Annotated in this window: 22 protein-coding genes; 10 read left to right on the forward strand and 12 right to left on the reverse strand. The window is 62.8% G+C overall.

Annotated elements, in window-relative coordinates:
- Window positions 1–39: 39 nt before the first annotated feature.
- Complete coding sequence (locus tag AAFP29_RS13445; protein ID WP_419217856.1) at window positions 40–1,449, forward strand: cytochrome P450; 1,410 nt, start codon at window positions 40–42, stop codon at window positions 1,447–1,449.
- A 229-nt stretch (window positions 1,450–1,678) separates the two neighbouring features.
- On the opposite strand, the gene AAFP29_RS13450 is transcribed toward AAFP29_RS13445, so the two are convergent.
- Window positions 1,679–2,719, reverse strand: a complete 1,041-nt coding sequence (locus tag AAFP29_RS13450) for a YeiH family protein (protein WP_419217857.1) — start codon at window positions 2,717–2,719, stop codon at window positions 1,679–1,681.
- Window positions 2,720–2,826: 107 nt separating this feature from the next.
- Here AAFP29_RS13450 and AAFP29_RS13455 point away from each other — a divergent pair, with 107 nt between their 5' ends.
- Window positions 2,827–3,759 carry a LysR family transcriptional regulator gene (locus AAFP29_RS13455; RefSeq protein ID WP_419217858.1) on the forward strand — a complete coding sequence of 311 codons (933 nt, stop codon included), beginning with the start codon at window positions 2,827–2,829 and terminating at the stop codon, window positions 3,757–3,759.
- On the opposite strand, the gene AAFP29_RS13460 is transcribed toward AAFP29_RS13455, so the two are convergent.
- From AAFP29_RS13460 to AAFP29_RS13470, 3 genes are all read right to left on the reverse strand, one after another.
- Window positions 3,640–4,674 (reverse strand): hypothetical protein, encoded by a 1,035-nt coding sequence (locus AAFP29_RS13460; RefSeq protein ID WP_419217859.1) that lies wholly within the window; start codon window positions 4,672–4,674, stop codon window positions 3,640–3,642. The two genes, AAFP29_RS13455 and AAFP29_RS13460, sit on opposite strands and share 120 nt — an antisense overlap.
- Window positions 4,675–4,763: 89 nt before the next feature.
- The gene (locus tag AAFP29_RS13465; protein ID WP_419217860.1) at window positions 4,764–5,504 is read right to left on the reverse strand and encodes a DUF1542 domain-containing protein; all 741 of its coding nucleotides are present in this window, start codon (window positions 5,502–5,504) and stop codon (window positions 4,764–4,766) included.
- Window positions 5,505–5,529: 25 nt separating this feature from the next.
- On the reverse strand, window positions 5,530–6,282 hold the full coding sequence (locus tag AAFP29_RS13470) for a 1-acyl-sn-glycerol-3-phosphate acyltransferase (protein ID WP_419217861.1): 753 nt from the start codon (window positions 6,280–6,282) through the stop codon (window positions 5,530–5,532).
- Window positions 6,283–6,375: 93 nt separating this feature from the next.
- Here AAFP29_RS13470 and AAFP29_RS13475 point away from each other — a divergent pair, with 93 nt between their 5' ends.
- Entirely contained in the window at window positions 6,376–7,500 is a 1,125-nt protein-coding gene (locus tag AAFP29_RS13475; RefSeq protein WP_419217862.1) for an NAD(P)/FAD-dependent oxidoreductase, read from the forward strand.
- On the opposite strand, the gene AAFP29_RS13480 is transcribed toward AAFP29_RS13475, so the two are convergent.
- Window positions 7,482–9,164 (reverse strand): FAD-dependent oxidoreductase, encoded by a 1,683-nt coding sequence (locus AAFP29_RS13480; protein WP_419217863.1) that lies wholly within the window; start codon window positions 9,162–9,164, stop codon window positions 7,482–7,484. The genes AAFP29_RS13475 and AAFP29_RS13480 overlap by 19 nt on opposite strands.
- Window positions 9,165–9,234: 70 nt before the next feature.
- On the opposite strand from AAFP29_RS13480, the gene AAFP29_RS13485 reads away from it, so the two are divergent.
- Window positions 9,235–9,819 (forward strand): hypothetical protein, encoded by a 585-nt coding sequence (locus AAFP29_RS13485; protein ID WP_419217864.1) that lies wholly within the window; start codon window positions 9,235–9,237, stop codon window positions 9,817–9,819.
- A gap of 54 nt (window positions 9,820–9,873) precedes the next feature.
- Window positions 9,874–11,265: an acyl-CoA synthetase gene (locus tag AAFP29_RS13490; protein ID WP_419217865.1), complete on the forward strand. Its 1,392-nt coding sequence runs from the start codon at window positions 9,874–9,876 to the stop codon at window positions 11,263–11,265.
- Window positions 11,266–11,288: 23 nt separating this feature from the next.
- On the opposite strand, the gene AAFP29_RS13495 is transcribed toward AAFP29_RS13490, so the two are convergent.
- Window positions 11,289–12,320: an LLM class F420-dependent oxidoreductase gene (locus tag AAFP29_RS13495; RefSeq protein ID WP_419217866.1), complete on the reverse strand. Its 1,032-nt coding sequence runs from the start codon at window positions 12,318–12,320 to the stop codon at window positions 11,289–11,291.
- Entirely contained in the window at window positions 12,317–12,724 is a 408-nt protein-coding gene (locus tag AAFP29_RS13500) for a nuclear transport factor 2 family protein (protein ID WP_419217867.1), read from the reverse strand. The genes AAFP29_RS13495 and AAFP29_RS13500 overlap by 4 nt, the downstream gene beginning before the upstream one ends.
- Before the next feature lie 146 nt (window positions 12,725–12,870).
- On the opposite strand from AAFP29_RS13500, the gene AAFP29_RS13505 reads away from it, so the two are divergent.
- Window positions 12,871–13,740, forward strand: a complete 870-nt coding sequence (locus tag AAFP29_RS13505) for an alpha/beta fold hydrolase (RefSeq protein WP_419217868.1) — start codon at window positions 12,871–12,873, stop codon at window positions 13,738–13,740.
- Complete coding sequence (locus AAFP29_RS13510) at window positions 13,737–14,594, forward strand: SDR family NAD(P)-dependent oxidoreductase (protein WP_419217869.1); 858 nt, start codon at window positions 13,737–13,739, stop codon at window positions 14,592–14,594. The genes AAFP29_RS13505 and AAFP29_RS13510 overlap by 4 nt, the downstream gene beginning before the upstream one ends.
- Here the strand turns inward: AAFP29_RS13510 and AAFP29_RS13515 are convergent.
- Together AAFP29_RS13515 and AAFP29_RS13520 are read right to left on the reverse strand one after the other, a co-directional pair.
- Window positions 14,572–15,987, reverse strand: a complete 1,416-nt coding sequence (locus AAFP29_RS13515; protein ID WP_419217870.1) for a WS/DGAT/MGAT family O-acyltransferase — start codon at window positions 15,985–15,987, stop codon at window positions 14,572–14,574. The two genes, AAFP29_RS13510 and AAFP29_RS13515, sit on opposite strands and share 23 nt — an antisense overlap.
- Before the next feature lie 321 nt (window positions 15,988–16,308).
- Window positions 16,309–16,773 carry a MarR family winged helix-turn-helix transcriptional regulator gene (locus AAFP29_RS13520; protein ID WP_419217871.1) on the reverse strand — a complete coding sequence of 155 codons (465 nt, stop codon included), beginning with the start codon at window positions 16,771–16,773 and terminating at the stop codon, window positions 16,309–16,311.
- Between the two features lie 108 nt (window positions 16,774–16,881).
- On the opposite strand from AAFP29_RS13520, the gene AAFP29_RS13525 reads away from it, so the two are divergent.
- On the forward strand, window positions 16,882–18,369 hold the full coding sequence (locus tag AAFP29_RS13525; RefSeq protein ID WP_419217872.1) for an MFS transporter: 1,488 nt from the start codon (window positions 16,882–16,884) through the stop codon (window positions 18,367–18,369).
- A gap of 9 nt (window positions 18,370–18,378) precedes the next feature.
- Here AAFP29_RS13525 and AAFP29_RS13530 read toward each other — a convergent pair whose 3' ends face one another.
- Entirely contained in the window at window positions 18,379–18,840 is a 462-nt protein-coding gene (locus tag AAFP29_RS13530; protein WP_419217873.1) for a MarR family winged helix-turn-helix transcriptional regulator, read from the reverse strand.
- Window positions 18,841–18,916: 76 nt separating this feature from the next.
- Complete coding sequence (locus tag AAFP29_RS13535) at window positions 18,917–19,897, reverse strand: GlxA family transcriptional regulator (protein WP_419217874.1); 981 nt, start codon at window positions 19,895–19,897, stop codon at window positions 18,917–18,919.
- Between the two features lie 70 nt (window positions 19,898–19,967).
- Between AAFP29_RS13535 and AAFP29_RS13540 the strand changes: the two genes are divergently transcribed.
- Both AAFP29_RS13540 and AAFP29_RS13545 read left to right on the forward strand, forming a co-directional pair.
- Window positions 19,968–21,218 carry an MFS transporter gene (locus tag AAFP29_RS13540; protein ID WP_419217875.1) on the forward strand — a complete coding sequence of 417 codons (1,251 nt, stop codon included), beginning with the start codon at window positions 19,968–19,970 and terminating at the stop codon, window positions 21,216–21,218.
- A gap of 36 nt (window positions 21,219–21,254) precedes the next feature.
- Window positions 21,255–22,535, forward strand: coding sequence for an Nramp family divalent metal transporter (locus tag AAFP29_RS13545; RefSeq protein WP_419217876.1), 1,281 nt, complete (start codon window positions 21,255–21,257; stop codon window positions 22,533–22,535).
- Here the strand turns inward: AAFP29_RS13545 and AAFP29_RS13550 are convergent.
- Window positions 22,505–23,707, reverse strand: coding sequence for an aminotransferase class I/II-fold pyridoxal phosphate-dependent enzyme (locus AAFP29_RS13550; RefSeq protein ID WP_419217877.1), 1,203 nt, complete (start codon window positions 23,705–23,707; stop codon window positions 22,505–22,507). The two genes, AAFP29_RS13545 and AAFP29_RS13550, sit on opposite strands and share 31 nt — an antisense overlap.
- Between the last annotated feature and the right edge of the window lie 32 nt (window positions 23,708–23,739).

Raw genomic sequence — 23,739 nt, forward strand, 5'->3', positions numbered from 1 at the left:
CATTCGCAATTTGTGTCAAACTACTCAATGGGAGCGCATATGCCCAGCCTCACGAAGACCTTCCAGACCGGGCTCGCCGCGGCCGCCGCGCGCTACCCATCGTCCGAGCAGCCACTGGCCCAACCACCGGTCGACTCGAGCCTGAAGCCGGTGATGGGCGACTACGGCATGCCACTATTGGGGCACACCCTCGAAGCACTCGCCGACCCCCTCGGCTCGACGATGGAGCGCTACCAGCGCTTCGGGCCGGTGTCGTGGGCCGGTTCGCTCGGGCTCAAGATCGTGCAGCTCGTCGGACCCGCCGCCATCGAAGCCGCCTGGATGAACCGGGATCGCGCTTTCTCCAGCGAACAGGGCTGGGAACCGATGATCGGACCATTCTTTCGTCGCGGCATCATGCTGATGGATTTCGAGGAACATATGTCGCATCGTCGAATCTTGCAGCAAGCCTTCAACCGCCCGCGACTACTGGCCTACCTGGATATGATGAATCCGCGAATAGCGAAGACTCTCGCGAATTGGCAAGTAGGCCAAGACTTTCCGATCTACACACGCTCTAAGGAGATGTTGTTGTCGGTCGCCAACGAGGTCTTCATGGGTATCGAGATTGGCGAGGAGGCGGCCGAACTGGAGGAGGCGTTCGAGGCAGCCGTGCGCGGCGGACAGGCGATCATCCGCGCCGACGTCAAATACGGCACCTGGGCGCGCGGGCTACGCGGTCGCGAACGACTGCAGGCCTTCTTTCGTTCGGAGATCGCCCAACGTCGCACCGAGCCGGGTGATGACCTCTTCAGCGTGCTCTGCCACAGCGAGAGTGACGAAGGCGAAACGTTCACCGACGAAGACATCATCAACCATATGATCTTCGCGATGATGGCCGCCCACGACACCAGCACCATCGCGGTCTCGATGATGACCTATTTCCTGGGTCGGCATCCCGACTGGCAGGATCGATTGCGAGCCGAATCGTTGGCCCTGGGGAAACCGACGTTGGGATATGACGATCTCGACGCTCTGCCCGGCCTCGACCTCGCCTTCAAGGAGACACTGCGGTACAACGCGCCGGTCGGGATGCTGTTCCGCAAAGCGATCAAAGACACCGAGGTGGACGGATACTTCATCCCCAAAGGAACGCTGGTCTCCATAAATCCCTGGGCCACAATGAAACTCGAACAATGGTGGCCAGATCCCACTCGGTGGGACCCAGAGCGGTTCGCGTCCGATCGCCGCGAAGACAAAGTGCACCGATTCGCTTGGGCACCGTTCGGCGGCGGCGCGCACAAATGCATCGGGTTGTACTTCGGCGGGATGGAGGTCAAAGCCATCATGCATCAGATGCTGCAACGATTCGAATGGACGGTTCCGCCGGGCTACTACCCGGAGATGACTTATGGCACAGGCCCGACGCCGGCCGACGGCCTACCGGTGAATATCAAACGTCGAGGCTGAAATCTGCGGGCTGAGGTCGCGCGAGGGAACACTCCCCTCCGCGCCCGCCCGACGTCAGACTGCAGCCGCGCCGCGTCAACAGCAGACTGCAACCTGCAGGCCCCACTCACCCGAGGGAACACTGCCCTCCGCACCCCGCCCGACGTCAGACTGCAACCTGCGGGCTGATGTCACCCGAGGGAACACTGCCCTCCGCGCCCGCCCGACGTCAGACTCCAGCCTGCCCGACCTAGTGCCCGACGATCAGCACGCCCGCCAGGGCTATACCTGAAACCCATACCGTCGACAGCGTCGCCAGGATCACCGGCCCGATCCCCACCGACCGCATCGCAGCGATGCGAACTCCCAGACCGAGCGCGAACATCGACGCGGTGAGCAGAACGGTCTGCACCACCTTGCCCACCGCGATGACTTGATCGGGCAGCACTGACGTCGATCGCAACAACATCAGACCGATGAAACCGATCACGAAGAGCGGCACCAACGGCGGGCGGGTCAGCTGTGCGTCCGGCCGGGCCGCCAGTTGACGACGCTGCCGCAGTGCCATGACCGCCATCATCGGTGCGAGCAGGAGAACTCTCGCCAATTTGACGACGACGGCCACGCTCAGTGCGGTGGGACCGATTGCCCCGCCCGCCGCGACGACCTGGGCCACCTCGTGGATCGCGCCGCCGGCCCACATTCCGGCTGCGGTCTCCGACAGCCCCAATGCGTGCGACGTCAGCGGGATGAGCGGAATCATCAAGGTACCGAAGACAACTACCAGCGCGACCGACGTCGCTACCTCTTCTTCTTTCGCGTCGACGACGCCGTCGGTTGCGGCTATCGCTGCGGCGCCGCAGATCGAGAATCCGCAGGCGATCAGCACTCGCTGATGCCAGCCGAGTCCCAGCAGCCGTCCGACGTACATCGTGCCGGCCACGCCAAGGCCGACGATGGCGATGACCACCGCGATCATTCCCCACCCCAGCCCGACTATGTCACCGAACACCAGTTGCAGACCGAGTAGCGCCACGCCCAGCCGCAGTAAACGCTTGGCAGAGAACGCGATACCCGGCCGCATCCGCGTCGGAATCGAGTAGACATTGGCAGCGATCGCGCCCAGGAGAATCCCCACCAGGAGCGGGCTCACCGCCGGAATCAACCGGCTGACGCCAACGGCCAATCCAGTTCCCGCCACGCAAAGCATCAGTCCTGGCACCAGGCCGCCGGTTGATTCAGCGAGCCGCTGGTCGGGCTGCGACGTCGGGGTAGCCAGAGTTTTCGTCATGACACCACTCTCGCCACGATCACTTCATCGCAGAAGGCCTCTTCTGGATATGAGCCCATATCAGAACTACATACCCAGGCCATACAGATTCGATATATCGTGAGCGAATGTCCTTGCGCTCGCTCGACCTGGCCGCACTCGAATTGCTCGTCGGAGTTGACGATCACGGCAGCCTCAGCGCCGCCGCCCGGAACCTGCGGATGGCGCAGCCGAATGCCAGTCGCGCCGTCTCTCGACTCGAACGCCAACTCGGCGTTTCGCTGCTGTGCCGAACCACCGCCGGGTCGACACTCACTCCGCAGGGCACGATGATTGTCCACTGGGCGCGCCAGATCGTCTCCGACGCCGAGAATCTCCTCCGGGTCGCCGACGGCCTACAGTCAACCCGCGCCGCCGAACTGACGGTGGTCGCATCGCTGACGGTCGCCGAACATCTGATGCCGCGTTGGCTCGGTGCATTTCGATCCGCCAATCCCGACGTCACCATTCACCTGCAGGTGCACAATTCGTCAGAGGTCTTCGCCAGACTTCAGGCCGGCGAGTGCGACATTGGCTTCGTCGAGTCGCCGACAGTGCCAAAACCGTTGCATAACACCACCGTTGCCCGAGACGAGCTGGTCGTGGTGGTAAGTCCCGACCATCGGCTGGCCCGAAGACGCAAGCCTGTCAGCGCTGCCGAACTTGCCGCTACACCGCTGCTGGTCCGCGAACCGGGTTCCGGAACCCGAACCACGCTCGACGTGGCGTTAAGCACCTTTGAACGAGCCGACCCACTTCTGGAACTCGGCAGTAGCGCGGCGATCCGGACCGCCGTCGAATCGGGTCTGGGCCCCGCAGTGCTCAGTTCACTCGCGGTCGCGGATCAGATCACCTCGGGCACACTGCGACTCGTTACGGTCGACGGTCTCGATCTGCACCGTTCACTGCGTGCGGTGTGGCGCCCGCCCCGCCGACTGACCGGCCCGGCCGGCGACCTGGTCCGGCTTGCCCGCCGCGACGGCATCGTGCATAACGATGCCGGACAGCCCCGAATCAGTTGAGGTCACCGGCCACCACCAGATCAGCGCTGCAATCGACAACGCGACGACGGCGCCAACCGCCAAAAGAGTGAACATATCCGGCTTGACTACCGACTGGCCGCGCAGCGCTTGCCATAGGGCGATCACCAGCAGCCCGGTGTAGGCGAAGCCAGCCACGCGGACCATCAACGCGCGCGCACGTTCGTCACGCAATGCCACGACACGTGGCGCGAGCGAGGTCACCACGAACGCCGCAACCAGCAGCATTTGCATGCCGTGCAGACCCAGGAAGTGCGGTATCCGAAGATCACCCGCTATGGTGCTCCAGCCAGCCACCGGTAATCCCGGACCGCCGTCGCCACCGCCAACTGTGTGGCGGGCACCGAGTTCGACTAGGTCACCGCGCGCGTCGCGGACCACTTGGGTTCCGGCCCAGCCGACTAGATATCCCAGACCCATGCCAATCACGCTGATGACCAATCCGGCGCGCATGGCGATGGTGGTCGACCGGTCGCCAATCTTCTGCCGGAGGAGAATCCCGGCGATAGCGAGGTTGGCGATAAAGAGGCCGGGCACTCCCGACATGAAGATGATCTGACCGATCGAGTTGACCGGATCTTTCGCCGTGTTGAAATGGCTGAAAGTTCCTCTGGCAGCCTGCACGACGACGAACCCGACGTCGACGACCGCCGTGATCGCGAACAACATCGCGAGCTTTCTGGTCCACCGCTGACCCCGGTGCGGCTGGTGCAGCAGCCAAGCCAGGGTGAACGAATACAGCGCGAAGGCCACCGCGAATTTGAGTGGCTTGGCCCAGACATTCACTCCGAGCAGCACTCGATCGTCGAAAACCATTGCGACTGAACAGAAGACGGCGAGAAGCACCATCGACGACGTTGTCGCGAGCAACGGCTTCTGAGTGTGCGGGAGTTCCATGTCCCGACGTTAAGACCACCGCGCACTCGCTCGCCTCCCCCTAACGGGCGGGATGCGAATAGTCCTCCCGGGTGAGATCAGGAATGCGCTCAGAAACCGCCACCATCGAAGCCGCCACCATCGAAGCCGCCACCATCGAAACCGCTGGAATCATCGCCTCCCGATCCCTGGTCGCCGTCATAGAGGCCGTTGCCGAAGTCGTCGCCAGCGGAGATCGAGGGGTCGACGCCGGACATGCCGCTGAACAGGGAACCGAACAAGAGCGCTGAACCAACGCCCCACGCGCCGCCGATCAATGCCGGACGCCACCACGGCTCCGAGTACCAGCCAGCCGGAACACTGCGACCCGCAACCCGACCGCCCGGATAGTAATTGGGAGTCTGGGTCGACGGATCCGGTGAGGCGGTAAGTTCGTGCCCGTCGTGGTCGACGCTGCGCTTCTCGGTCACCACGCCCGCCGCGCGCTGGCCGTCGAGTTCGGCGATCGGCGGTCCTGGGTCGATCCCCATCGCGGCGCGTGCCGCCCGAACATAGTAAAGACCTTCCAGCGCAGTCTGTTTCGCAAGGCGCGCCTGGGCTGGGGTTGACGCCGAACTAATCGCGCCGCCGGCTGCATTGTGACGCTCGGCCGCATCGGCGAGCGCCTGCCGGGACGCGGCGTCGGTACCCGTCAGACTGTAGACCTGACCGCCGAGCCGCTCAATGACCTGGCGGGCATCCGCCGCGGCGTCGGCGAGTTCCTGCTGGGTACGGGCCTGACTCGTCCGAAGCCACCACACAATGGCGGCGCCGACGATCAGTACCAGAATGAGGATGAGAAGTACCTTCACACCACCACGCTACGCGTGACGCCGCTCAGGCGGTCACCGACCGTCGACCCGACGCGAGGTCAACGGTGGCCTGCAGATCCGCAGCGATATGACGCGTCACCGAGGCTGGCGTCGTCAGACCCGCGTCCGACATACGGACCGCCGTGTTGATCACGGTTAGTGGTCGAGGTCCAACTCCGTCTATGTCCCGGTAGCTGATGCCGATACTCAGCAGCCATGGTGAAGCGCCCAATTTTGTTGCGCGCGTGGCGATATGACCGACACCGCTACCTAGTTTCTGAATCAGGGCCGGGTCGTCCGGATTGCAGGTCCCCTCTGGGAACACGGCCATGAAGTCCCCCTGCGCCATCCGTTGCGCGCAGATATCGATCATCCGCTGCCCCGCCGACATCGCGGCGCGCACGCCGTGGTCCTTGGAGCGGAAGACGGGGATCCCGCCGAGTGCGTCGATCTTTCGACGTTGGTCTGGGTCTTCGAATAGCTCGTCCTTGGCAAGGACTCGCATTCGTCCGATATGCGATCGCAGCGGGGATACGAACCCGGTAGCGGCAAGGATAAATGGGTCGGTCTCCCGAATGTGGTTGGCGCTTATCAGGATCGGATCTCCCCCGCGCAACGCCGAGCGCAGAACCTCTCGAGCACCGTCGGCGTAAGTCACCTTTGGCTTGTGTCGCCAAGCCAGAATGCCGTACATCATTCGCGCCCTGGCCAACGGCTGCTGATGAGCAAGGTAATAGTCGTAGACCTCGGAGGCCCGCTCCATCGTCACGTCTTCCATAAACCTACGGTAGCGTAACTTACCGCCAGCTGCTGTCGTTCGGATGTCAGTCCCCTAGCCTGACCACGTGGGTACTACGCGACGAATACCATCGTGAACTCGGTCGGCACCATCGTCGTCGGCGCGGGCGTCATCGGTCTCGCAGTAGCCGCGGCACTGTCGGCCGACGGACACAACGTCGCGGTGCTCGAAGCTGCCGACGATATCGGCACTCAGACCAGCTCACGCAATTCCGGAGTTATTCATTCAGGTATCTACTACCCGACCGGTTCGGTCAAGGCGCGGGCCTGCGTCGCCGGCCGAGACATGCTCTACCGATATTGCGCCGAGCGCGATATCGCTCATCAGCGGATCGGGAAACTGATCGTGGCAACGTCGCCGACACAGCTTGACGCGCTGCGCGACCTTGCTGTCCGCGCTCAGCGCAACGGCGTCGATGATGTCCAGTTACTGAACTCGACCGAGGTCGCCGAACTCGAACCCGGACTGCTGGCACACGCGGCTCTGCTTGCGCCATCGACCGGAATCATCGATAGCTACGGTTTCATGCATTCGCTACGTGATGACGCCGAGGCGGCCGGCGCGATCTTCGTCCTGCGAAGCCGCGTAATCGCAGTAGACGTGATTGGCCCACAACAGTTTTCAGTAACCACCGAATCGGAAACGCTACGTTGTTCACGTCTGATCAACTGCGCTGGGATCGGCGCGTGGGATATCGCTCATGCTACGAAAGGTCTTGACGCACAAACGATTCCACCGCGCCACCTGGCCAAAGGCAGCTATTTTGGGCTGACCACCACCCGGACGCCGTTCAGACATCTGGTCTATCCAGTCCCGGTCGACGGTGGACTCGGAGTGCATCTCACGCTCGACCTGGCCGGGGCCGCGCGTTTCGGCCCGGATGTGCAATGGCTCTCCGCTGAGGAAGCCGCCGTCGACCACCTTGACTACGGCGTGGATCCTGAACGCGCCCAGGGCTTCTACGCCGAGATTCGACGATACTGGCCCGGTCTTCCCGACGATAGCCTGGTGCCGTCGATGGCGGGTATCCGTCCAAAAGTGTCCGGGCCGGGTCAACCCGCAGCGGACTTCGGCGTCCACGACGCGTCGGTGCACGGTATCGATGGCCTGATCACTCTATTCGGGATCGAATCACCCGGCCTCACCTCATCGCTGGCACTGGCACAGCTACTGGCGGGTCAGGCCGGCCGCAGGTAGTCGTGTACGAGCGGCACCACGCTGGCACCCTCACCGGTCGCTGCTGCCACCCGCTTCATTGAGCCGCCGCGAATGTCACCCGCCGCGAAGACGCCGGGCAGGCTGGTCGCGAGACTCGCGGGCGGTAGGTCGCCCGCCCAGCGCGACTTCGCGACATCGCGGCCAGTCAACACATAGCCGTTTTCGTCGCGGTCGACCTCGGGGGGCAACCACTCGCAGTTCGGGGCCGCACCCAGCAATAGAAACAGACCTCCCGCTGGACAACGTTCGGTCGTGCCGCTGACCCGATCGCGCAATTCCAGCCATTCCAGGCTGCCCGTGCCGCCACCGTCGACCACTTCACTCGATCCGCGAACGGTAACTCTGGGGTTGAACGCGATCTCGTCGATCAGGTACTGCGACATGGTTTCAGTCAGGTCCGGGCGGCGGACGACTATGGTGACCGATCGCGCGTAGCGAGCCAGATGTACCGCTGCCTGTCCCGCCGAATTCCCACCGCCCACGACGAAGACGTCGCGCCCCTCCATCTCTCTGGCAGCGGTCATCGCGGCACCGTAATGTACGCCGACACCGATCAAATCTTCCAGGGGCGCGACGCCGAGGCGTCGATAGGCAACACCGGTGGCGATGAGAACCGCACGCGCACATACGTCGCCACCCTCAGTGACGATGCGATGCGGCTCACCGTCGACACCTGGAGTCAACGTGGCGACCGGCCAGCCCGTAGTGATCTGCGCACCGAAGCGAATGGCTTGGTTACGCGCCCGCTGTGCGAGTCGCATTCCGGAAATCCCACGCGGGAAGCCAAGATAGTTGCGGATCATCGAGCTCGTACCCGCTTGCCCGCCAACGGCTTCGGATTCGACGACCACCGTCGAAAGTCCCTCGGATGCGGCGTACACCGCTGCCGCCAACCCGGCCGGGCCTGCTCCAACAATGGCGAGGTCGGCGATCGTGTCCACCTCAATATCGGACGGACGGCCGAATACCAGCGTCGACACATCCCGAACTGATTGCGGTGCAATGATTTTCGTGTCGATATCCGCATCGTCCCGAAGCAAATGGACCAGCGGGAAGCTTGGCTCGCCGCCGAATGCTTCGATGGTCTCGCGGCCCTGCGGACTGTCGGGCGCATGGGTGCGATTGGGCATGCCCATCCGGTCGAGGAAGTCACGTACCGCCATCGTGAGCGGCGTGAGCGCGGGCGACACGATCCGCAGTACTTCGACCTCCGACGGTCCAACCGTCGCCCCCCAATCGGAGAGCAGCTCGGTAATCGCGTAGTGGAATTCCTCATCGCGCTGACCTCGCGGAATCAGCAGGGTGACGTCGAACTTCCCCTTCTGCAGGGCTGGCCGCAGGGCAACTGAATCTATCGAGAAACGGCTCCAGTGGATACCGACAACGCGCCGCGCGGTCGGCACCACGCTCCGAAACGCACCGACCGCCTCCAGGAGATTCATATCGGGCAACTGCGATTCGGTGACGATTAGTGCCACTGAATCACCCTGGCTGCGAATAGAACTCAACAAGGTAATGGCATCGATCGCCGAATGTACGCACTCGACACGGTATTCCGCCTGATACCGGCCGAACTGGGTGTAGAGATCGTCGGCGTGATTGGCCGAGACCAGCACGATCGCGGGTGCATTGTGTTGCGTCATTCGAATAGTGTCCCACTCGTTATGGGCGCGGCGCCGATCAGCCGTTCGACGCCTCTGGCACCATCACTGCATGGATGCCGCAGGAGCCATACGACGCGCCAAATTGTCTCGGAGTTACCGCATGCTGACCGAGCGGCGTGCCGGGCCTCTGCCCGCACCGCGAGCAGCTGCCCGGTTGTCGGCATATGTGTACGGCAATATCCTGGCACTCGCGGCTGTAGTTATCTCCACGCCCACCGCTATCGCGGAGGGGCATGCGGCGGCGTTGGTCCTCGCGACTGGAGTGACGACCTATGTGGCACATGTCTTCTCCGAGTTCGTCGCACAGGGCAGTATTCCCTCCGACTGCGATGCCGATCTCCCGACGGCGAAACGTCGCGAGCATGCGTTGCAGGAATTATCCGACGCCACCCCGATCGCGACCTCGGCGTCACTCCCCGCGATCGCGTTGGCACTCGGGTGGCTCGATGTTCTCCCGACCGAATGGGCCTTTCTGGCCGCCGGCGCTATCGTCATCTTCCGTATTGCGACGATCCAGCTGGTCACCGAGCGGATCCGCGGCAATCCGTTGACACCGCATGTGTTCATCGCAGGACTAGTCACTGCCGCAGCCGCCGCGCTCATCGTGCTCCTGAAAGTCATGCTGACCCACTGACCTGCGGGAGCTTGAGCTCGCGCGGCCATCAACGTCGGCTGTTACGCTCGCCGCATGGCTGAACAGAACCTGTTGTCGGCGTTGGTCTCGGGGCCCGATCGGACCGCGGTCACCATCGGCGGGGAATCTCTGAGCCGAGCCGACCTTCTCGGCGCCGCCACCGCCGTCGCCGATCGGGTGGCGGGAGCATCGGCCGTAGCGGTCGGCGCGGCCCCGGCACTGTCGACAGTCGTTTCCGTGGTCGGCTGCCTCCTCGCCGGGGTTCCCGCTGTACCGGTCGCACCTGACTCCGGGACCACTGAGCTCACACATATCCTGCGCGATTCACGCGCGCAGCTATGGCTCGGCGCAGGGCGGGACGACCTGACGATTCCGGTAGTGCCAGTCGATATCGCAGCAAGATCGGGGCAGTCGTACCAGGTGCAGTCGGCAGATACGACAGCCCTGATCATGTACACCTCGGGCACCACCGGCCTCCCCAAAGGCGTGATGCAGTCGCGTCGAGCTCTAGCAGCCTCACTCGACGGCCTCGCCGACGCGTGGGACTGGACGCCGGACGACACTCTCGTGCACGGTCTGCCACTATTTCATGTGCACGGACTGGTACTCGGCGTATTGGGTGCGTTGCGGTTCGGATCTCCGTTAGTACACACGGTCCGCCCGACCCCGCAGGCGTATGCGGCTGCGAACGGCACCCTGTACTTCGGGGTGCCGACCGTGTGGTCACGGGTGGTCGCAGATGAATCGTCAGTCCGATCGTTGGCCGCGGCGCGCCTGTTGGTTTCCGGGAGCGCTCCCCTTCCGCTGCCCGTATTCGACAAGCTCCACGCCCTGACCGGGTCGGCACCGATAGAACGCTATGGCATGACCGAAACCATTATCACCGTGAGCACCCGAGCCGACGGCGAGCGGCGAGCGGGCTGGGTGGGATCACCGATCGCCGGAGTGTCGACCCGTCTGCGAACCGAAGAGGGATCGCTCGCCGCGTATGACGGAGAAACATTGGGCCGCTTGGAAATCGGCGGACCGACCCTATTCGACGGCTATCTCAACAACCCCGAGAAAACCGCTGCGGAGATGACCGACGACGGCTGGTTCCGCACTGGGGATATCGCGGTGATCGACGACTGCGGATTTCATAAAATTGTCGGCCGCGAGTCCGTCGATCTCATCAAATCCGGTGGCTACCGGATAGGTGCCGGCGAGATCGAGCATGTATTGCTGGCACAGCCGGGCGTCGCCGAAGCCGCCGTCGTCGGCGTACCCGACGACGACCTCGGTCAACGCATCGTCGCATATGTGGTCGGTGACATTCCTAGCCCGACGTCGTTGATCGACGTGGTGGCACAGGCACTCTCGGTACACAAGCGACCGAGGGAAGTGCGTGTCGTACAAGCGTTGCCACGTAATGCGATGGGCAAAGTGCAGAAGGGACAGCTGACGTAAGCGCAGCGATCAGCCCCCTCCCCTTAGACGAGGGACGCCAGTTGCTCGACTTCTGCGGCACTGCCTGGCGACACCAACATCGTGGTTACGCCAGCAGCCTCCCACACCTTGATCTTCTCGCGTACGTACTGGACATCCCCGACAATCGCGGAGTCATCGACCGCCTCGTCCGGAATGATTTGCGCCGCTTCCCCTTTGCGGTCGCTGCGGAATAGGGCGGTCACTTCGTCGACGACTTCGCCATAGCCCATCCGGCGGTAGACCTCGGCATGGAAGTTCGTGTCTTCACTGCCCATGCCGCCCATATAGAGAGCGAGGAATGGTTTGATCGCCGCCATCGCGGCTGGCCGGTCGTCGGTGATGACAATCTGCGCGGTGGCACAGATCTCGAAATCTTCACGCGACCGTCGGGCACCGGGCCGGGCGAACCCCTCGTCAAGCCATGCGTTGTACGTGTCGGACATCCGAGGCGTGTAGAACAACGGCAGCCAGCCGTCAGCTATCTCCGCGGCCAATGCGACATTCTTCGGCCCTTCGGCACCGAGCATGACGGGGATATCGCTGCGCAATGGATGCACGATTGGTTTTAGCGCCTTACCCAATCCGGTCGCACCTTCACCGGCATACGGCAGCGGGTAATGCGGCCCGGTACTCGTAACCGGCGCCTGCCGCGCCCACACCTGGCGCATTATGTCGATGTATTCGCGGGTACGCGCCAGGGGTTTCGGGAACTTCTGCCCGTACCACCCCTCGACGACCTGCGGTCCGGACACTCCGAGCCCGACGATATGTCGACCACCCGACAGGTGATCGAGTGTCAGTGCCGCCATCGCGCACGCGGTCGGCGTGCGAGCGGATAACTGGAGAACCGATGTTCCGAGCCGAAGGCGGTTGGTCGATGACCCCCACCAGGCCAGCGGCGTGTACGCGTCCGAACCCCACGCCTCGGCGGTGAAGATCGCGTCGAAGCCGGCCGTTTCGGCGGCGGCGACGAGTTCGGCGTGGTTGGCCGGTGGCTGCGCACCCCAATAACCAAGTTGCAGACCAAGTTTCATACTTGGCTGCCCACCAGCTCGGTGGCGCGCTCTTTGATCGATTCGAACCGCGCGCCCATCGCAGCGGCGAGGGCGGTCGCACCCGACAGCGGACGAACCATCACCATCAGATCGTCGATCAGTCCATCTTCGTTGAGATGGATAAAGTCGCAGCCGGTGATCTGTTTGCCGTCGACTTTGGCCTCGAACATCAAAGCGTGGTCGCGGTCGCCGTCGTGCCCGATCTCGCGAATGTAGTGGAAATCGTCGAAGACTCCAATCACGGTTTCCAGGATCGCCTGGGTGATTGGTTTGCCCGGATACGGCGCGAACGCGACCGGACTGGTGAAGACGACGTCGTCGGCGAGCAACGCCGCGATCGCCTGGGTGTCTTCGGCTTCCACGGCTTGGCGGAACGGATGCATATGTGGTCTCCCTCACGTAGTCGGCATATGCACCGTAGCACCTATTCAACTTTATGACTATAGGACGACGGCGGGTGCGCTGTGGCATAGTTGCAACGAAAGTGAAACATGTTCTAGTCGGCCGCGAGTGGCGGAAAGGTTTCCGAATGTACGCAACGCTGCCCGACGTTGAGATACCCGACGGTGCGATGGTCACCCTGCCCGGACGCGGAGACACTTTCGTCACCGACACTCCCGGTCCCACCCCCGATGCTCCGCCCATCTTGCTGTTGCACGCACTCACCACCACCGGTCTGCTGACCTGGTTCCCAAGCATTCCCGCTCTGGCACAACGGTTCCGAGTGATTACGCTGGATCAGCGTTTACACGGCCGGGGAATCGTCTCGGCCGATTTCACCTTGCGAGACTGCGCTGACGACGCCGTCGCGCTACTGGACGTCCTCGGTATCGACCAAGCGGTCGTAGCCGGTTATTCGATGGGGTCACTTGTCGCGCAACGAGTATGGCGCCAGCACCCAGGGCGGGTCGCGGGATTGGTGTTATGCGCCAGCACTGACATCTTTCAGTCGACGGTGACCGAGCGCATTTTTCACCAGGGTGTGGGAGCGTCGATGGCGGCTCTTCACTCGACACCTTCCTCGCGTATCCGTTCATCGGCCACCAAACCGATTCGGCCGTCGGACAATATCTCACGCTGGGCTCGCGAAGAGTTTCGATCGACGCGGCCGTGGGCGATCGGGCAGGCGGTGGCGGCCATCGGCAAGCACCACTCGCGGCCGTGGATTGGCGAGATCACCGCGCCGACTGCTGTCGTCGTTCCATTGCGCGACAGGGCAATACCACCTGAACGTCAGTTTGCGATGGCACGCCGGATACCGGGCGCGACCGTACATGAGGTGAGCGGAGGTCACGCGAGTTGCGTGCTGAACTCACAGGTTTTCGTGCCAGTACTCGTCGAGGCGTGTAACACCATACTGGCTCGCTGGCACGACGATCTGGAGATGAGACCGGCATGAACACAACGCGAATCGCCGTGGTCACCGGAGCGAGCCGCGGCGCCGGGAAAGGGATCGCGCTCGCGCTTGGATCAACCGGAGCGACGGTCTACGTGACCGGAAGAACGACCTCCACCGGTGATACGTCGCTTCCGGGAACAGTTTTCGAGACCGCTGACGAAATCACCCGCCGCGGCGGAACCGGCGTCCCGATGGTCGTCGATCACTCCGACGACGCTGCGGTCGAGGGACTGTTCAACCAGATCGGGTCCGATCATGGCCGCCTCGACATCCTCGTCAACAACGCGATCACCCTTCCTGAGGCGCTCACCAAGAACGGTCCGTTCTGGACTAAACCGCTCGAGCTGACCGACCTGTTCGGTGTCGGTATGCGGTCGAACTATGTCGCGGCCTTTTACGCCGCACCGCTGCTGGTGGCGAGCGACTCCGGCTTGATCGTCAACACGTCGTCATTCGGCGGCACTTGTTATATGCATGGGCCGGCATACGGTGCGGGTAAAGCCGCGGTCGACAAGATGGCACACGATATGGCGATCGACTTTGAACCGTTCAACGTCGCCGTCGTGTCACTGTGGATGGGGTTGCTCAAGACCGAACGCACGCTCGCGGCGTTCGCCGCCAACCCGGCGATGTACGAAGGTATGGCGGCGGCCGCGGAGTCCGTCGAATTCCCCGGCCGCATCATCGCGGCACTCGCCGCCGATCCGAGACTCATGGAACGCACCGGCCAGATCCTGATCGGCGCGGAGATTGCGACCGAGTTGGGCGTAGTCGATATCGACGGGAATCAGCCGCCCTCGCATCGCCAGTTCCTTGGCAGCCCAACGCTTTTCAGCCAATCGGTAGTGCAGTAGTCGCCTGCCGCAAGCGCTCCAATTCGGCCGGGAAATGGGCAACCATCCGCTCGGGATGTCGCACGCTCTCTTTACACGCGATGATCCCGACGTGCACGACCCCGTTATTCGACAGCACGGTGATATTGAGTCCGGCACCGTGAAAGACCGGCCCGAGCGGGTGGAGTGCCGTGATCTGCGCGCCCATGAAATACAACGGAACCGGCGGCCCGGGAACATTGGAGATAACGAGGTTATGCACCACCGGATGTTTTTCGGCCAGGCGTAGTCCGGCGTAAGCACGGACCGCCAGTCCGAAGGTCCTCGGGGCGGCGAATTCTGCCCAGTCTTGCAACGTGTCCGCTGAAATCGCCTTGTGGTGCTCCTTCGCGTTGCGATTGGCATCGGTCATCGCGCGCAGTCGTTCCAGCGGATCCTTGATGTCCGTGCCGAGTCGCGCGAAGAGTGCTGACACCTTGTTCGCGCCACCCTCCCGCTGCGATTCCTCACGAACCGACACCGGAACCGAAGCGAGCAGCGGTGTTTCGGGAAGTTCGCCACGGTCGTCGAGGTAGGCGCGCAGTGCGCCGCCTGCGATGGACAGCACAATGTCGTTGACTGTCGCACCCGTGGCCGCCCGAACTGCCTTGATGTCGTCAAGTGACATGTCTGCCAAGGCTATTGAGCGATGTCCGGTGATGGTGCCGTTAAACGAGGTTCGTGGGGCGGTGAACGGCGGCGCCATCGCGGTACCCTTCCGGGCGCGGCCGATGGTGTCTGTGATCAGCCCGACCGAAGGACGCACCATCCGCGGTATCGCGAGCGGCTGGGCCAATGTGCTCACCACTCCCCGCCCGAATAGCTCCAGACTGCCCGGGCTGCGCCCCGGCCGCTCGGCAGACTCCGGTGCCAGCGGCGGTGCGTCAGGTTCGAGGCTGCACAAGTAGGAAATGAGATTGGACCCTGACGCACCGTCGACCGTCGCATGATGCATCTTGGAGAACACCACGACCTTGGGTTCGCCGCTGCCATCCTGGTACCCCTCAATTACCACCATCTCCCACAGTGGACGACCGCGGTCCATCGGGAGCCCTGCAAGATGACCGCAAATTTCGACGAGCTCGTCATAACCGGCCGGCGCGGGCAATGCCATTCGGTGCAGGTGATGATCGATGTCGAAGTGAACGTCGGGTACCCACACCGGATGTCCGAGGTCGAACGGCACTCGACGAATCTTGCGAGTGAATTGCGCCACCTTCCGGACCCGCGCATCTAGCGTCGCGCGCACTGCGGCAAACGTGTATCCGTCGGGCATGGTGGATGGATCCAATATCAATACCCCGCACACGTGCATCAGCTGCTCAGGTGTCTCCAGGTATAGAAAGCTCGCGTCCAGGCCACTCAATCGGTCCATGAACAGACAGAATACCGCAGAACTGTAACGTGTTCTAGTTTTCGCGAGACCAGCAGGAAGTCGAGCCCAGCCCCCTCGGCGGTCGAGTGCCAGCCCACCTCCGATGGTCGAGTGCGGCCCCCTCCGATGGTCGAGTGCCAGCCGGCGAGCTTGCGAGCCGGCTGGTGTATCGAGACCTCGCAACACAAAAGGACCAACCCAACACGGAAAACCGCAACCCACGCCAAGTCGCCGGGTCTCGATACACCTCGTCGCTAACGCTCCTCGGCACTCGACCAGCCGAGAGGTTCACCGCGTCGCGCAGAGCGATCAGCTCAACCGTCAGTCGGTGTCGTCGTCCACCGCTCGGTCGTACGCGTCGTTATAAGCGCGCAATTCTCGTAGCAGCGCCTGCGGTGTCCCCGGACTCAGGTCCCCGAACACTCGATTGAGACGATCGACGCGCAGCATTCCATCGTCGTGAAACGCCTTCTGCCCGGCCGGGGTGGGACGAATCAGTCGACTCACCTGCCCGGTCACTTCGAAACGCTCGAGGAAGCCATGTTTGATCGCCGCGTTGACCTGGCGGTTGATCGTCGACTGTTCGAGTTCGAGGTCGATCGATAATTCGCGCAGCGTGCGCGCCCGACCATCGGACAGGGTCAGCAGAATTGCGAACGCCGATCCGTCGAGTTGCGCACCGGCATACTGGCTAGTCTTGCGGCGCGCCAGCCGCCGGAACTCATCGACGATATCCGCGTAGAGCGGAGACGGCCAGATATCAACATCATCACCCACCGTCGGCACCTCCTTCCCTGTCTTCTGGGGATCAAACCTAATACGTCAACTTGCTTATGTAGCGTACATATGTACTATACATATTCATTGATCCCGCAAATCTTAGGAGGTGCCGCAGTGAATGCTGAGCTGTCGAAAACCACGCGAGCGAGCGATGACTCCAGTCAATCCACGGCCAAGGCGATCTGGATCGTCGCGACGCTATGCGTCGGCGGTCTCGTCGCATCGTTGATGCAAACGCTAATCATCCCCATCCAGCCCGAACTGCCCAAGCTGCTCGACACCAGCAGTTCCAACGCGTCCTGGGTCATCACCGCGACGTTGCTGGCAGCCGCGGTCGCCATGCCGGTCGCGGGGCGTCTCGGCGACATGTTCGGCAAACAGCGCATTCTGTTGATCAGCGCGATCCTGCTCGTCGTCGGATCCCTGATCTGCGCGATCGGATCGGGTCTCGTGCCGATGATCATCGGACGCGCGGTGCAGGGACTGGCAATGGGATTCGTGCCGCTGGGCATCAGCCTGATGCGCGAAGTCACCCCTCCACGTCTCACTTCGATGGCGGTGGCTGCGATGAGCGCAACCCTCGGCGTCGGCGGTGCCATCGGCCTCCCGTTGTCGGCTTGGGTTGCCCAGCAATGGGATTGGCACGCCTTGTTCTGGATGTCCGCCGGGCTCGCCGTCATCATCACCGCACTTGTCGCGATTGTTGTCCCCCGCGTCGACGACGCGGTCGGCGGACATTTCGACGCGATTGGCGCGCTACTTCTCGGGGTTGGCCTCGTCGGTGCCCTCATCGCAGTCAGCAAGGGTAACGACTGGGGCTGGGGCGAACCGGCAACGTTGGGCCTGCTCATCGGCGGTCTGGTCGTATTGCTGATCTTCGGACTCTACGAGCTGCGCCAGAGCGACCCGCTGGTCGACCTTCGCACCACAGCACGGCCGGCGGTACTGCTGACCAATATCGCCGCAATCGCCATCGGATTCGGCATGATGGCGCAGTCGATCGTGATCCCCCAGTTGCTCGAGCTTCCGACCGCGACCGGCTACGGATTGGGGCAGAGTCTGCTCGCCGCCGGATTGTGGATGGCGCCCGGCGGCCTGATGATGCTGCTATTCGCTCCGGTTTCGGGCGGCATGATCAACCGCTTCGGTGCGAAACCGACCCTGGCGCTCGGGGCAACCGTGCTCGGCGTCGGTTACCTGGCTGCCCTGTTCCTGATGAACGCTCCGTGGCAATTGCTAGTCGCTTCAATCATCGGTTGTGCTGGTGTTGGTATCGGCTACGCCGCCATGCCGACGCTGATCATGGACGCCACACCGATCGAAGAGGCCGGCGCGGCAGTCGGCCTCAATGGTTTGATGCGGTCGGTCGGCACCACCACCGCCTCGGCGGTGATGGCGATGGTGCTGACCTCGTCAACCATTGATCTCGGCGGACACGCTGTACCCGCGGAGTCGACTTTCCACCTGTGCTTCCTGATCGGTGCGATCGCAGCATTCGTCGGCGCCGCGATCACACTGTTCATTCCAGTCGCCAAGCGTAAGCGCGCAATCATTCAGAACGACAGCTCGGCCGTCGACGAAGCCGTCACGGTCGGAAGCTAGCGGATTCGATCAGACGGCCTGACGCTCGTTGTCCACCGCCGCAATAACCTTGGTGGACAACGAGATCAGTGCGGCGACCTCCGGTTCGGTCAACTGCTCAGCGAAAATGCGTCGGATGAGCGCGGCATGTTTGGGAGCCGCGCTGTCCAGCGTCGCACGGCCCTGAGCAGAAAGGGTAACCACGATTCCGCGAGCGTCATCAGGTGCCTGCACCCTGGTGAGCAAACCTCGCTTATCCATCCGGGCGAGTTGCCGCGAGAGTCGTGCCTTATGCCAATTCATCGTGCGCGCAAGATCTTTGGCTCGCATACTGCCATCGGCTTGCGCCGACAGGCTGGCGAGCACCTCATAGTCGGCACCGGACAAACCGTCGCGCTCGAGACCAAAAGCGATCTCCCCCTCCACTTTCATGCGCATCTGCACATACGCCAACCAGGCTTGCATGCTTCGCTCATCGAGCCATTCGCTCATGCCCTACCTTAAGCCCGACGTAGGTTGCCAAGGTAACCAACCCTCGTCGAGCGCCCGCCGTAGACCGAACCAGCAGTCAGCTCGCCTCCGTAGGGACCCGAAACCGCCGCCGATATTCGAGCGGTGCCACTCCCACGGCCCGGCGAAGATGCGCGCGCAAATTCGTGCCGGTACCCAGCCCGACCCGCGCGGCGATGGTGTCCACCGCGACATCGGACGACTCAAGTAGTGTCAATGCGGCGTCAATCCGTTGTGCCGCAAGCCAATCCCCTGGCGACTCGCCGGTCTCGGCGCGGAACCGCCTCGCGAATGTCCGTTCGCTCATATGGGCTCGCCGGGCCATTTGTGCCACCGTCACGGTCTGATCCAGATTCTGCGAGAGCCACTGGCGCACAATCGAAGTAGACTGCCCGGCGTCATCGGGGACAGGCCGCTCGATGAACTGCGCCTGCCCGCCGTCACGCCAGGGCGGAACCACCGCGTAGCGAGCTACCCTGTTGGCGATCTGAGATCCGTGGTCACGGCGAATAATATGCAGGCACAGATCAATTCCCGCCGACAGTCCCGCCGATGACAGCACATTGCCGTCATCGACGAACAGCACCTTTTCATCGACTGCGACGGCGGGAAACATCTGCGCGAACTCGTCCGCCGCCTGCCAGTGAGTCGTAGCCGGCCGACCGTCGAGTACACCCGCTGCGGCGAGTACGAACGCACCCGTACAGATGGATGCGAATCTCGTTTTCGGAGAAAGCCTTTCGAGAGCCGTGGCGACATCTGCCGGCAGTTCACCGTGGCCGCGAACTCCCGGCTGGCGCGTACCGGGAACGATAACGGTATCCGCGTCGGCGAGTATGCGCAGATCGTCGTGCACGCCAATCGTGTAACCGTGCGTTGATGCCACCGGCTGCCCGTCCGGTGAGCACAGCCGCACGTCGTAGAGCGCGGTTCCCCGGTCATCGACAGCAGCGCCGAATGCCATCGACGCGATAGTGGCGTCGAAGCCGATCACGGGCGCGAGCAGCAGAACGACAACGCGATGCGATTGTCTGGGCATGGCAGGATTCTTTCAGATATTGTCAGTCCTGCCAATACCAACCTGCACGTCAGGCTGACATCGTTACCCTATGCCTCGTCTCCACTATGCCTGGATCGTCTTCGGTGCCGCGTTTGTGACACTGCTCGCCGCTGCGGCCTTCCGGTCCGCGCCCGGCGTGATGATGACTCCGCTGCACCACGAATTCGGCTGGTCACACGGCGTCATCGGACTGGCGATGTCGATCAATATGCTGCTCTTCGGTCTAATCTCGCCGTTCGCGGCCGCGCTGATGGACCGGTGGGGGGTCCGTCCGGTCGTGGGCACAGCACTTGTACTGATCGCGGCCGGCACCGCGATGTCGACCACGATGACCGCGTCGTGGCAATTGGTGCTGCTGTGGGGAGTCTTCGTCGGCGCCGGGGCCGGTTGTCTGTCAACAGCATTCGTCGCGACCGTCGCCACCAGATGGTTCGTCGCCCGACGCGGTTTGGTCACCGGCATCCTCACCGCGGCCAGCGCAACCGGGCAACTCATCTTCCTGCCATTGGTGGCGGCCGTGACTACCGCTCACGGCTGGCGAGTTTCCTCCCTGCTGATCACCGCGGCCACCGTGGTTGTCATTCCCATCGCCATCGCCGGATTACGCAATTGGCCATCTGATGTGAACACGCCACCGTTCGGGGCCAGCGAGGTCGATCCATCAGAACGCGACGGTGGCGTGCCCGACGCCCTCGCCGGACTGCGACTGGGTATCAAGTCACGCGTATTCTGGCTGCTCGCAATCAGTTTCGCGATCTGCGGCGCTACGACGAACGGCCTATTGCAGACCCATTTCATCCCCGCTGCCGGTGATCACGGAATGCCCGCGACAACCGCTGCGAGCCTGCTGGCGGTTGTCGGAATCTTCGATGTCGGCGGCACGGTGATCTCCGGCTGGCTCACCGATCGCTACGACCCTCGCATCCTGCTGGTCGTCTACTACATCGGCCGCGGTGCCTCGCTAGCCATTCTCCCCGCACTGCTCTCGCCGCACGCCACCGCCGGTACCGCAGTGTTCATCATCTTTTACGGGCTGGACTGGGTGGCGACCGTACCGCCCACCATCGCATTGTGCCGAGACGTCTTCGGCAACTCGACACCGATCGTCTTCGGGTGGATATTTGCGTTCCACCAAGTCGGGGCGGCGATAGCGGCATTCGGCGCGGGTGTGTTGCGCGACCTCACCGGCACATATACCTCGACATTCATCGCCGCCGCGACACTATGCGTGGTCGCGGCGGTACTTTGCGGCGCTATCCCGCGGCGCGGTCAAGTTCGGGTACCCGAACTCATGAGTTAGTATTACCGCCACCGAGTTTTCGAAAGGTGGTGACCGGTGGCGACCATCCGCGACCAGCAACGCGAGACGCATTCGGTCAGCGATCTGCGGTCCAAAGGTCGCTGGCGGGTGATTACCGCGCTATTCGGGCCGGCTTTCGTCGCATCGGTGGCCTATATCGACCCCGGCAACTTCGCCACGAATTTCGCCGCCGGCTCCGGTCACGGCTACCAACTGGTGTGGGTCATCGTGATGGCGAATCTCATGGCGATCGTCGTGCAGTACCTATCGTCCAAAGTTGGACTCGCGACCGGCCGATCGCTACCTGAACTCTGCCGCGACAACTATCCACGTCGCACCAATGTCATGCTCTGGTTGCAGGCCGAGGTGGTCGCGATGGCCACCGATCTCGCCGAATTCATTGGCGCCGCGATCGGCCTCTATCTGGTCTTCGGAATCCCCCTGCTACCCGCCGGCATCATTACCGCCACCGTCGCCTTCGCAATCCTCGCCCTCGAGCAACGCGGATACCGCAAATTCGAACTGGCCATCATCGCGATGCTCGCCTTTGTCGGAGCTGGTTTCGTCTATGTATTCTTCGCCGCCGGACAACAGGACTACCGAGCCTTGATCGGCGGACTCATCCCCGATCTCGGCGGCAACGGAGCCGCCGCGCTGACGGTCGGCATCGTCGGCGCAACCGTCATGCCACATGTCGTCTACCTACATTCGGCTTTGCAGCGCAACAGGGTTCGCGCGGACACCGCTGCTGACCGGCAAGTGCTGCTGCGATACAACAAATGGGACTGCATCGTCGGGCTCGGACTGGCCGGCGTCGTGAACCTGTCGATGTTGTGCATCGCCGCGGCACTCTTCCATTCGGCGGGAATGACCGATGTCAGCGACCTCGACGAGGTTCACGCTCAGTTGGCCGCGATGGTAGGCGGCGGGGCAGCCCTGGCATTCGCCATCGCCTTGATGGCATCGGGATTGTCGTCGGCCAGTGTTGGCACTCAGGCTGGCCAGGTTGTCATGGCCGGTTTCATGAACTGGCGAGTGCCACTCTTCTTGCGGCGGGCGATCACCATGGCCCCCGCGCTTGTCATTCTGGCGATCGGCGTCAATGCTAGTGAGGCGCTGGTCATTTCGCAGATCGTTTTGTCCTTCGGGATACCGTTCGCGCTGGTACCGCTCCTACTGTTGACGCGCAAGCACTCGGTGATGGGCGACATGGTTAACCGACGGGGTACGACGATCGCGATGGCCGCCATCACCTTGGTGATCACCGGCCTAAACCTATACCTGCTCTACGATTTCGGCTCGGGGCTGCTGCACTGATCGCCGACGAATACCGCCAGCCGCTCCAACCCGGCGACCAGATCAGCCGTCCCGATCGCGTAGGACAGCCGAACGAAGTCGTTCGCGCGATGGTCACCGAAGTCATGTCCCGGAGTTAATGCGACACGTGCCTGCGCGAGAGCTGACTCGCAGAATTCCCACGACGATAAGCCCGTCATGCTGATGTCGACATAGACGTAGAAGGCGCCGTCGGGTATCACCGGTACCTCTAGACCCATCGCCGAAAGTGCCTGCAGCACAATATTCTTCCGCGCCACGATCTGACCTCGACGCTCTGCCGCGATGGCAAGTGTCTCCGGTTCGAAACACGACAGTGCGGCATACTGGGTCGGTGCCGACGGGCAGATGTAGTAGTTCTGCGCGAGTTTCTCGATCACCGGCACCAGCGCCTCGGGAACCACACACCAACCCAACCGCCAGCCGGTCAATCCGAATACCTTGGAGAAACTGTTCACGACGATCGCATCATCATCGAGTGCGAGCACACTGCTTGCGCCAGCGTCATCATGGGTGAGACCGAGGTAGATCTCATCGACTATCCGCCAACCTTCGCGCTCTTCGACGAACTGACAGATACCCGCCAATTCTGTTGTGCTCAAAGAGGTGCCGGTTGGATTCGACGGCGAGGCGAGCATCACTCCGCGGGTATGTTCGTCCCACGCGGCGGCGATCGAGGCGAGATCTAACTGAAATCGCGTTGCCGCCGACGTCGGCAACAACGCCACGTCGGCACCGAAACTCTCCGCAAACTGCCGGTTACACGGATAGGACGGATCCGCGACCAGCACCCGGTCGCCCGGATCTATCACCGCCGCCGCGCAGAGCAGCAGGGCGGCCGAGGCGCCAGCCGTCACACACACTCGTCGTGGGTCGATCTCCACCCCGTCGGTCGCCCGGTAACTCGCCGCTATCGCCGTACGCAGTTGGCTGATCCCCACCGACGGCGTGTATCCCATCGGACGACCATCGGCAAGATCAACGATCGCGTCCAGAAACGCCGGCGGCGCACCAAAATCCGGCTCACCGATATTCAATCGCGTCACATGTGCGCCCGACGCCGCCAGCGCGTCGGCGTGTTTGGCGAATTCCATCGCCTGGAACGGGGCGACTCGCTCGGCTCGCTGCGAGATTCGAAACTGCTTGCTGCTCACCGACATCAACTTACGCGCCGGATCGCGTACGC

The organism is Gordonia sp. CPCC 205333 (genome assembly GCF_048537885.1).
GTDB lineage: Bacteria > Actinomycetota > Actinomycetes > Mycobacteriales > Mycobacteriaceae > Gordonia.